The organism is Paracoccus lutimaris, assembly GCF_003337565.1.
In the GTDB taxonomy this organism is placed as follows: domain Bacteria; phylum Pseudomonadota; class Alphaproteobacteria; order Rhodobacterales; family Rhodobacteraceae; genus Paracoccus; species Paracoccus lutimaris.
The window spans coordinates 1-10,385 of record NZ_QPJL01000049.1 but is presented as its reverse complement, the minus strand read 5'-3'; the positions used below and the strand labels follow the sequence as shown (position 1 = coordinate 10,385).

General features: G+C 65.3%; 10 protein-coding genes and 1 pseudogene. 2 read left to right on the top strand and 9 right to left on the bottom strand.

The features are described from left to right. Nucleotides 1-72: 72 nt before the first annotated feature. From DFP89_RS19235 to DFP89_RS19210, 7 genes are all read right to left on the bottom strand, one after another. Nucleotides 73-315: a helix-turn-helix transcriptional regulator gene (locus DFP89_RS19235; protein WP_147273361.1), complete on the bottom strand. Its 243-nt coding sequence runs from the start codon at nt 313-315 to the stop codon at nt 73-75. Nucleotides 316-322: 7 nt separating this feature from the next. Further along, nucleotides 323-1,876, bottom strand: a complete 1,554-nt coding sequence (gene copM, locus DFP89_RS19230) for a CopM family metallochaperone (RefSeq protein ID WP_245948877.1) — start codon at nt 1,874-1,876, stop codon at nt 323-325. Nucleotides 1,877-2,009: 133 nt separating this feature from the next. Beyond that, nucleotides 2,010-2,420 (bottom strand): hypothetical protein, encoded by a 411-nt coding sequence (locus DFP89_RS20200; protein ID WP_147273360.1) that lies wholly within the window; start codon nt 2,418-2,420, stop codon nt 2,010-2,012. A 163-nt stretch (nt 2,421-2,583) separates the two neighbouring features. Next, complete coding sequence (locus tag DFP89_RS19225; RefSeq protein WP_085378472.1) at nt 2,584-3,069, bottom strand: DUF411 domain-containing protein; 486 nt, start codon at nt 3,067-3,069, stop codon at nt 2,584-2,586. Nucleotides 3,070-3,169: 100 nt separating this feature from the next. After that, a complete protein-coding gene (locus tag DFP89_RS19220; RefSeq protein ID WP_114350934.1) occupies nt 3,170-5,554 on the bottom strand; it encodes a heavy metal translocating P-type ATPase in 2,385 nt (794 codons plus the stop codon). 29 nt (nt 5,555-5,583) lie between these two features. Further along, entirely contained in the window at nt 5,584-7,065 is a 1,482-nt protein-coding gene (locus DFP89_RS19215; RefSeq protein WP_114350933.1) for a multicopper oxidase family protein, read from the bottom strand. 75 nt (nt 7,066-7,140) lie between these two features. After that, the gene (locus DFP89_RS19210; RefSeq protein WP_241232892.1) at nt 7,141-7,521 is read right to left on the bottom strand and encodes a hypothetical protein; all 381 of its coding nucleotides are present in this window, start codon (nt 7,519-7,521) and stop codon (nt 7,141-7,143) included. A 94-nt stretch (nt 7,522-7,615) separates the two neighbouring features. Between DFP89_RS19210 and DFP89_RS19205 the strand changes: the two genes are divergently transcribed. Further along, nucleotides 7,616-8,074, top strand: coding sequence for a c-type cytochrome (locus DFP89_RS19205; RefSeq protein WP_114350931.1), 459 nt, complete (start codon nt 7,616-7,618; stop codon nt 8,072-8,074). A gap of 206 nt (nt 8,075-8,280) precedes the next feature. Then, nucleotides 8,281-9,558 carry an ATP-grasp domain-containing protein gene (locus DFP89_RS19200; protein WP_114350930.1) on the top strand — a complete coding sequence of 426 codons (1,278 nt, stop codon included), beginning with the start codon at nt 8,281-8,283 and terminating at the stop codon, nt 9,556-9,558. Between the two features lie 152 nt (nt 9,559-9,710). On the opposite strand, the gene DFP89_RS19195 is transcribed toward DFP89_RS19200, so the two are convergent. Then, nucleotides 9,711-10,145 carry a YqaA family protein gene (locus tag DFP89_RS19195; protein ID WP_085378478.1) on the bottom strand — a complete coding sequence of 145 codons (435 nt, stop codon included), beginning with the start codon at nt 10,143-10,145 and terminating at the stop codon, nt 9,711-9,713. A gap of 10 nt (nt 10,146-10,155) precedes the next feature. Beyond that, a pseudogene (locus DFP89_RS20625) lies at nt 10,156-10,385 on the bottom strand (hypothetical protein); the annotation flags it as partial.

Below are 10,385 nucleotides of genomic sequence, written 5' to 3'. Positions count from 1 at the left end.
ACTAGCATTGACGCCATCATAACACGCAGAACATAACCACTGGGTGGGTCAGTTCTCGGTGACAATGCCGGGTCAAATCTCAGTGGCAATCAACAACGAGAGGGTGGTCGAGTGCAGGCCGAGCCTCTCGCCGATATGCCCGACAGCGCGCCCTTCGCTCCCGGCCTGCACCAGCATCCGAAAGATATCGAGACGGGTCTCCTGCGCGAGCGCGGCCAAGGCCGCTATGGTGCCCATTTTTTCCATATCTCCAGAATCGTGTAAATGTTTCTGTGCCACGAATAAGAGCGGCGCCGGAACTGCCTCCGGCGCCATTCACTACCTACCGGCTCGATCCGCCGTAGACGATGCCGTTCGGGCGATCACCAACCGGTAGGGTCTTGACGACGTGCTGGCTCCCCACTTCGATGATCGACACGGTATCGTCGGCGATGTTGGTCACGAACACGAATGCCCCGTCGGTCGATACCGAGACCCCATGGGCGCCGCCGCCGGTGGCGAGGGTCTTCACGACCTGACCGGTCGCGGTGTCGATCACGGACACGGTGTTGTTAGGCTCCGCGTCGGTGCCCTGGTTTGCCACATAGACGTAGGCTCCATCGGGGGTCGCAACCATCTGGATCGGGTTCGGCCCGACGTCGATCCTGTTCATCACCTCGCGGGAGGCGGTGTCGATGACGGCCACCCGGTTCTCGTCCCGGAGAGAGACGTAGACCTGATCGCCAGACGGGGTAAACCCGACCTGAACGGGCGCTGCGCCCACCGGAATGCGCGCAACTTCCGTCAGATCCTGCGTGTCGATGACGGAAACCGAGCCATCCTCGACATTAGCCACATAGAGTTGGCTCTCATCGGGGCTGAGGCGAAGGCCGTGCGGATAATCCCCCGTCGCGATGCGCCCGATGACCTCTCCCTTTGCGAGGTCGACCACGGCGATCTCGTCGCCGCCGGCCAGCGAGACAAATGCGCGCCCCTGCCGGTCAGCGACCACATGGGCCGGATGCGAGCCTACCTTCACGGTCGCCGTGGGCGCCGAGAGGTTCCGCGGATCGAGAATGACCAGCAGACCCTCGGCCGCGCCCTCCGCGCCATGCCCATGGCCGTCCGAGCCGTGATCCCCCTCGGCGGCAGGATCTCCGACCGCCAGCAGAAGCTTGCCATCCGGCGTCAGATCGACGTTGTGAGGCGCGACCGGGATCGTAACCGTGTCGACCGCCCCCGTGCCGAGATCGAAGGCGCTGATGGAATTGCCGCCCTCGTTGGCGGAGTAGACCGTTCCGCCGGTCTGAGCAAAGGGCGACGGCGCGTCGCCGGCCTTCGCCTCCAGCCATGCCTGCATCTCGGCGATCTCGGCTTCCTGCGCCGCGATGATCTGGTCCGCCCATGCCCTGGTCTGCGGGTCGTTTCCGTATTGCTGGACGATCCGGGCCATGTCGATCGCGCCCTGATGATGGGGGATCATGCCCCGGACGAAGGCGACATCCGGATCATCCGCCATGACGCCGTCCATCATCGGCCCGTGCATTTCATTCATCGCTTCGACGTAGGCCCGGGTGAACTCCGGAAGGCTTTCGTTGGCCGGGGCGGCACCCTCGTTCGGCGCGCCCATCATCCCCTGCATCATTCCGCCCTGCATCATCTGGTGCATCGCGCTCATGCATTCCGGGGCCATCGCCTGCATCATGGCTTGGCACTGCTCTGGCATCATCCCTTGCATACCAGCCATCTGGCCTGAGGGAGGCGTCGGCACGGGAGCCTGCTGCACTTGCGCGGGCGGGGTTCCCGGGTGGTGGGCGTCATGCCCGGCCTGAGCGAGGGCAGCGCCAGGCAGGCCTGCCAGGACGCCGAGGGAAAGGGCTATTGTGGTTCGGTTCATTGATTTCATCCTTTGGATCCAGAGCGCTGACCCGGGGTTTCGGGTCGCGGTTCTCCGTTCTGTTCGCTGGTCTTTCGGGTTTGCACAGGAGCGGCCGGAGACAACATTCGTTCTCGCGGCCATCCCCTGCGCATCACGCAGCGATAGGACGTGGTGGCCTCAGGATGCCTTCGGGGAAACGGTCGTGCGGATCAGGGCGCACAACCGTGAAAGCCTCACCGCTCGTGGGCGGGCCGAACTCCGGCGGCGCGACGGGAACTGCGGCGGTCAGGCAGGTCTGACAGCAATCCGCAAGGTTTGGGCTACCGTCCGTGTTCACGCAGCTTGGCGATTGATTGGCGCCATGGTCGTCCGACGCGTGATGCTGGGTGCAGTGGCTTGCCTGGGCAGCGGCCTGTTGCTGGTGGATGGCGTGTCCAGTTGGGCTCGCATGGACTGGGACCTGCAGAACCAGTGCGCCGATGGCAAGCAGCAGGATGCAGATCGCAAACCGGCGCAGTCGGCCGCAACTCGCCCGAAATTTGACCCCCGCCCGTTTGGTCATGCGCCACCTTCCTTGCCGGCGGCACGCCGGCCCTGCGCGATGTCGCGTTCATGTCGCGCGCCACCCGACGTGGGGCGCCAGCCCCGCGGACGGAGGCAGGCCGCCACAGCGAGGTGCTGTTTGAGATCATCCGCGAGCCTGGCGTTCATGTCGGCGGCGCCTTTCAGATTTCCCGCGAACCGAGGAAGCGCCCGAAGCTCCGGGTGGTCGGGCCGAACAGGAACGCTTCATACGGCTCGGGATCGACGCCCGGGAAATCCATGCCGGGCGAGCCGGCAGGCATGCCGGGAACGGCCAGCCCCGTCGCGTCAGGCCGCTCGACCAGCAGGCGGCGGATCGCCGCGGCAGGCACATGACCCTCGATCACATAGCCGTCCACCTCGGCGGTGTGGCACGATGCCAGTTCGGCCGGCACGCCGAGGCGCTGCTTGAAGCTGTCCATGTCGGTGGATTCCACAACCCGCACCGGGAACCCCGCGGCCTCGATATGCGCGACCCAGCCATCGCAGCAGCCGCAGGACGGATCCTTGGTAACGCTCACCAGCGGCAGCGTTTCGGCATGTCCCCAGCCGGCCGTGGACATCAGCAGGGGCAGCGCGCCGGCAGCGGCCAGAATGGCGCGCCGGCTGATGTTGCTGTCGTTTCTCATAGTCACACCTTTTTTCATGGATGTATTGTCTCGCCGTCACGGTCCGCATCCGGCTCACAAGGGAGTGATGGGCAAACCGAGGGCCTTGGCACCGGCATCGTCATAGCTTCACCCTCCGCAGCCGAGCGGCATTGGTGATGACGCTGACCGATGAGAGCGCCATGGCGGCGGCCGCAATGATCGGCGACAGCAGGATGCCGAAGAACGGATAGAGGACTCCGGCTGCGACCGGCACGCCGAGCGCGTTGTAGATGAAAGCGAAGAACAGGTTCTGGCGGATGTTGCCCATCACCGCCTGCGACAGCCGGCGGGCGCGGACGATTCCGTTCAGATCGCCCTTCAGCAGCGTGACACCGGCGCTTTCCATCGCCACATCGGTGCCTGTGCCCATGGCGATGCCGACATCGGCGGCCGCCAGCGCCGGCGCGTCGTTCACCCCATCGCCCGCCATCGCCACAACTTCGCCCGCCGCCTTGTGCCGCTGCACCACCGCGCTTTTCTGATCGGGCAGAACCTCGGCCTCGACCTCGTCGATGCCGAGATGGCGCGCGACGGCCTTCGCTGTGGTCCAGTTGTCGCCGGTGAGCATGACCACGCGGATGCCTTGTTCCTTGAGCGCGGCCAGCGCCTCCGGCGTCGATGGCTTGACCGGATCGGCAATGGCGAAGATCGCGGCGACGCGGCCATCCACCCCCATGAAGATCGCGGTCGCCCCGTCCTCGCGCAGCCGGTCGGCCTCATCGGCGAGCGGAGCGACATCGACGCCTTGCTCGGCGAGGAACTTCGCATTGCCAAGCGGAATGCGCTTGCCTTCGACCACCCCGAGCGCGCCCTTGCCGGTCGGCGAGTCGAAATCCGCAACCGGCGCCGTCGCGATCCCGCGCTCCTCGGCGGCGCGGACGATGGCCAGCGCCAGGGGATGCTCGCTGGCCCGCTCCACGCTGGCGGCAAGCCGCAGCGCCTCGTCCTCGCTGAACCCAGCAGCCGGAACGATGGCGGTCACAGCGGGCCGGCCCTCGGTCAGAGTGCCGGTCTTGTCGACGATGATGGTGTTGACCTTCTCCATATGCTCCAGCGCCTCGGCGTTCTTGATCAGCACGCCCGCCTGTGCGCCCCGCCCGACGCCGACCATGATCGACATCGGCGTCGCCAGTCCCAGCGCGCAGGGGCAGGCAATGATGAGAACGGAAACTGCCGCGATCAGACCGAAGGAAAAGCGCGGCTCCGGACCCCAGATCGACCAGGCGATGAAGGCAAGGACCGCGACCACGATCACCGCCGGCACGAACCAGCCCGACACTTGGTCGGCGAGGCGCTGGATCGGCGCGCGGCTTCGCTGCGCCTCGGCGACAAGCTGGACGATCTGCGACAGCATAGTGTCACGGCCGACCTTCTTCGCCTCGATCACCAGCGCGCCGGACTGGTTCATGGTGCCGCCGATGGCCGATGCACCGGCCGCCTTGGTCACAGGCATCGATTCGCCCGTCACCATCGATTCATCGACGGCGCTGCGGCCTTCCAGCACTTCGCCATCGACCGGCACCTTCTCGCCGGGACGCACCCGCAGGCGGTCGCCGACATGCACGCTGTCGAGCGGAACCTCCTCCTCCATGCCATCGTCGCGAATGATCCGGGCGGTCTTGGGGGCGAGGTCGAGCAGCGCGCGGATGGCGCCGCTGGTGCTCTCTCGCGCCCGCAGTTCCAGCACCTGCCCGAGCAGCACCAGCACGGTGATGACCGCCGCCGCCTCGAAATAGACCGCGACGGAACCGTCATGCTGGCGAAACGCATCGGGAAAGATACCGGGCGCAACTGTGGCGACGACGCTGTAGATCCAGGCGGTCCCGGTGCCCATGGCGATCAGGGTGAACATGTTGAGGCTGCGGTTAACCAGCGACTGCCAGCCGCGCTGAAAGAATGGCCAGCCGGCCCAGAGAACGACCGGCGTTGCGAGGATCAGTTGCAGCCAGTTCGAGGTCAGCTGGCTGATATAGTGACTCAAGCCAAGAAAGTGGCCGCCCATTTCGAGGACGACCATTGGTATCGTCAGCGCCAGTCCGATCCAGAACCGGCGGCGCATGTCGATCAGTTCCTCGTTGGGTCCGGCCTCGAGACTGACCAGCACCGGCTCCAGCGCCATGCCGCAGATCGGGCAGGAACCGGGGCCGACCTGCCGGATCTCCGGGTGCATCGGGCAGGTATAGATCGTCCCCTCGGGCACCGGCTCTGCCGTGGCCGCCGCGGTCGCCGGATCGAGGTAACGGTCCGGCTCTGCCATGAACTTGGCCCGGCAGCCGGCCGAGCAAAAGTAGTACGGCCGGCCGCCATGCTCGGCCTTGTGCGCGGTCGTGTGCGGGTCGACCATCATCCCGCAGACAGGGTCCTTGACCTTGTGCGTGTCGTCCCGCGCGAGGGCGGCGTGGTCATGCGCGTGATCGTGCACATGGCCGTGGCTGTGGTGATGGTGATCTGTCTTGCTGGCCATTTCTCACGCCTCCTTGGCGGTTTGCCCGATCATGCGTTGACTGCGAATTCGGTCATCATGCCGGTCTCGAGATGCGGCATGTGGTGGCAATGCAGCATCCAGCGTGCGGCCTCGCCCGCGTCCAGCGCGATATCGACCATCGACATCGGCGGCACATAGACCGTGTCCCGCAGCGCGCCGCGGACCGCACGTCCGTTCAGCCCGACGACCTGGAACACATGCCCGTGCAGATGCATCGGGTGGCCCATCATCGACATGTTGTGGAAGGACAGCACGACCCGCTCGCCGCTGCGCGCGGCAAGCGGGCGATGCTGGCCCCAGACGGCCCCGTTGATGGTCCAGACATAGGGCTGCATCGATCCGCCTAGCATCACCCTAAGGCGGCGGTCCACCGGGCGATCCGGCAGGGCATCGGCGGCGATCAGGCGCGACTCCTGGGCAAGGTCGGTTTCGAAGGCAGGCGCTTCGGCCTCCGCCATGGTGTCGATGCGTCGGACGTCGGCGCCCTGCGTGGCAAGGATCAGCCCGGTGCGCTCGCGCGCGCCTTCCCGCAGCGCGAGGATCCGCCAGGCGCCGCCCGCGTTCGGCAGGTCGATTTCGAGATCGAGCCGCTGGCCCATGGCCAAGCCGAAGCGCGTGCCGGAAATCGGCTGAACGGCATGGCCGTCCACCGCGACGAGCCGGGCCTGCGCTTCGCCAGTCTCGATCCAGAACACCGTCGCCGCGGCGGCGTTGATCACCCGCAGGCGGATGCGCCCGCCGCGCTCGACCTGCACCACCTCGGGGTCCGACAGCGTGCGGTCGTTGGCCAGATAGGCGTCCCAGTCGTAGTCGTTAAGGTCCATCGCCATGCCGTCCATGGCGCCGTGATCCATGCCGCCCATCGGCGTGTTCCCCATGGCGCCTTGACCCATGGCCGCCATGCCGCCCACGCCCGCGCCGTGGCCGCCCCCGTGACCGTCGGCGGTCCCATGGCCGCCGAGGATCTCGGCCATCACCTCCTCGGCCGCCTTGAACGAGAAATCGTGAAGGAACAGCACCACCTCCTGGCGGTCGGCGGCGACATCCTCGGCGCTGCGCACGATCAGCGGCGCTGCCAGAAGGCGCATCTCGTAGATCGGCACATGCGCGTGCATCCAGTAGGTGCCGGGAAGCGGCGCGAAGTCGTAAGCGCGTGTCTCGCCAGGGGCGAGCATCGGCAAAGGCATTTCGGGCACGCCATCCTGCGCGTTGGGCGGGATCTGGCCATGCCAGTGGATCAGCGTGCCAACATCGAGATCGTTGCGCAGATTCACCCGGAACCGCGCGCCGGGATCAAGTGTCAGACCCTGTCCGGCCGGCCCGGCAAGACCCCAGACGGTGGCGGCGCGACCGTCGATGTCGAGCGTCCGGGTGGCGGCACGCAGCGACAGCGGGGCGGCGCCCTGCGCCGCCGCGATGCGCGGTAGGTGCGCATAGACCAGCATGGCGGCGCCAGCGGCAAGGAAGCCGCGTCGTGAAAGGGTATTCATGGTCGTCTCCTCGGGACAGCCTGTCCCGTTCATCAAAACCGACAGGACGCCGCGGGCCTCGTGGCCCGGACGCGATCAGAGGAGTCGGAGCTTGGGAGGTCGTTCGTTCAGTCCAGGTGCCCGACTGGCGACGGTTTCAGCAGTTGGCAGGGCATGGCTGGCAGGCGCGTAAACGCTGGGCGAGTCTTCCCTCGGAAATGTCAGAAAGACCGAAAGACCTGAACAAAGCAACTCACAGCTTCCAGCATCCATCGATCCGCAGTGCTGTTCGCCGTCACAGGAACGGTCGCTGCCGGTCGCAACCTGCGTCATCTCGCTGACATGCGCCGCGTGATCCGGCCCTGCGCTCAGGCGCGCCGCATGCGCAGACGTCGCCGTCGTCATGAAGGCGATCACGAGCACGGCCAGCATGGTGACGAGGCGCGAGAACATCCCGGAAAGATAGGCGCTGGTCACGGGAATGTCCATTGCCCCAAGCGTCGCGCCTCTGGCAGAACTTCATCCTCGGCATATAGCCAATAGAAATTCCTCGCCACCAATCATGCAACTCATGAGTAAAGAACTCCGTAACATCTTGTGGCTCGGATTGCTCCTCGGCGGCCTGATCCTGGCGATCCTCGCTGGATGGCATCAGGCCCGGACAACCTCCACCGCCGCGGCATCTGCAGAAGTCGAGCAGGGGCGGCAGGTCTATGCGGACCAATGCGCCTCCTGCCACGGTGCGGACCTGGAGGGGCAGCCGGACTGGAAGACACCCCTTCCGTCCGGGCGTCTCCCGGCGCCACCGCACGATGCCGGCGGCCACACGTGGCACCATCCCGATGACATCCTGTTCCGCATCGTCAGGGAAGGCACGGCCGCCATCGTCGGGGGCGGCTATGAGAGCGACATGCCGGGGTTTGCCGATCTTCTCAGCGACGCCGAGATCCGGGCTGTCCTCGCCTATATCAAGAGCACCTGGCCAGAGCGCGAGCGGACCTACCAGGAGAATGTGTCGCAACCACACTGATGGCACCTTCGGGATGGAGCTGCCGCTGCGACCGGCAGTGCAATTTCCCGAGGCCCACCGGTCACAGTTGAGGCCGCCGAACAGAAGCGGCATGTTTGGATCGACCTGATGGCGAAACCTTTGGGAGGGATGTTCGTGGGATTATTCATGGCTTACTTGGCATTTGAAGCGCGCTCGATCTTGGCGCCGCCTCGGGTTTTCCCTCGATGAACAATCCCGGCTCCAGTTCATCGAAGCGGGTTCAGGACCGCACGGACCGGCTCAACAAGAACTGCTTCTGCGTTACACTGGACCTTCCATCGCTGCGCGAAGCGATGGAGCGCGAGGCCGGTGAGCCGGCATTCTTCGAGACGTTCATCCGCCCCAAAGCCCATCTGTTCTCGCACGTACCGGTGTTCCTTTCGGCCACCACCGTGGATGAGATGCGCGCGATCGCAGCGGCTGTGGAGACCACCGCCCAACTCGCGGCATACAAAGCCGCGGTCCTTTCCTGGGCGCCGGAAATCGCGCGGGCGGATCACGGTCCGATCGGGGCATTGATGGGCTACGACTTTCATCTTGGCGAAGACGGCCCCCGGCTGATCGAGATCAATACCAACGCCGGCGGGGCATTTCTCAATGCCTTTCTTGCAAGGGCGCAGCGCGCGTGTTGTGCCGAAATGGACATCCCCCCGACGCTGCTATCCTTTGAGGACGCGGCGTTCCGCATGTTCCAGAACGAATGGATTCGGCAGCGTGGAACGGGCGCGCCAGAACGCATCGCCATCGTCGACGACAATCCGACGGAACAGTATCTTTATCCCGAATTCGTGCTCGCGCGGCGGGTTTTCGCGGCACGAGGGGTAGACGCGGTCATCGCCGATGCCAGCCAACTTCGCTACGACGATGGTCGGCTCAGCGTCGATGGAAAGAGAATCGACCTCGTTTACAACCGGGTCACCGATTTCGCCTTCGATCAGCCCGAGCACAAGGCATTGCAGGAAGCCTACCGGGACGGCGCGGTGGTTGTGACGCCGAATCCGCACAACCACGCGCTCCTTGCCGACAAGCGCAACCTTTCGCTTCTTTCAAAACCCGCGACGCTGGAGGCCTGGGGCGTGGAGCCGAGACTTCGCGCCCTGCTTGATGCCGTTCCAGGCACCGTCCTGGTCAATCCCGATAACGCTGACGCACTTTGGAAATCCCGCAGGGACCTGTTCTTCAAGCCGACCGGCGGGTATGGCGGCAAGGCGGTCTATCGTGGCGACAAGCTGACGAAAGGAGCTTGGGCGGAGATCGCGGAGGGCGGATACGTAGCCCAGACGCTGGTCCGCCCCAGCGAACGCATGATCAAGATCGACGAGACACCCCAGAGGCGCAAGATGGACGTGCGACTGTACACCTACGAAGGGCAGGTGCTTCTGGTGGCCGCGCGCCTTTATCAAGGTCAGACCACGAACTTCAGGACGCCAGGTGGCGGGTTCGCGCCGGTGTTCGTGATCTGAAGCGAGAACCGGCGAGGTGAACTCGGCGTTTCGGGATGGACAAGGGCAGCGAGCGCCGATCCCCGAACGGAGACAGCATTTCAGGCCTTCTCCGAATTGAAGGTCAGAAGCCGCAGCTCGCACTGCGAGTCGAGGCACACACAGAGCCATAGTCAGCCGAACCCCAAGGTCGCTGCTGCCAGAATAAGGTAGCGGCCTATCTTCGCGATGCTGACGAGGAGCAGGAATACCAGGAAGGTCTCGCGCAGCACGCCCGCTACGATAGTAAGCGGGTCGCCGATAATCGGCGCCCAGGCCAGCAGCAGCGACCATCTGCCGTAGCGGAGATACCAGCCTTCCGCCCGCGCCAGTGCGGCGAAGCTCACCGGAAACCACCGGCGGCCGCGGAAACGTTCGATCCCTCGCCCGAGAAACCAGTTGACCACAGAACCCAGGACATTCCCGACGCTTGCTACGGCCAGCACCAGCCATGGCGCGTAGTCGGCCAGCAAAAGACCCATAACCAGTGCCTCGGACTGGGCAGGGAGCAGAGTCGCAGCGGTGAAGGCAGCCAGAAACAGGCCGCCATAAACGGCAAGATCGCCCATGAGGAACCGGTCAGGCCCGCCGGCGCGGCCATTGCCGATGCAGGTCGTCGATCACCACGGCGTGGCTGTGGCCGCCCTCTCCATGTTCCCACAGATGCGGATGGCCTTCGGGCAGATCGGGGTGTTCATGCGGCAGAACCTCCGCTGTTGATTGCCACTGAGATTTGACCCGGCAACAGCGGAAATTGTCATTGAGAATTGACCCATGTGCAACCTTGCCCCGGCTTGAACCAGCTGGGG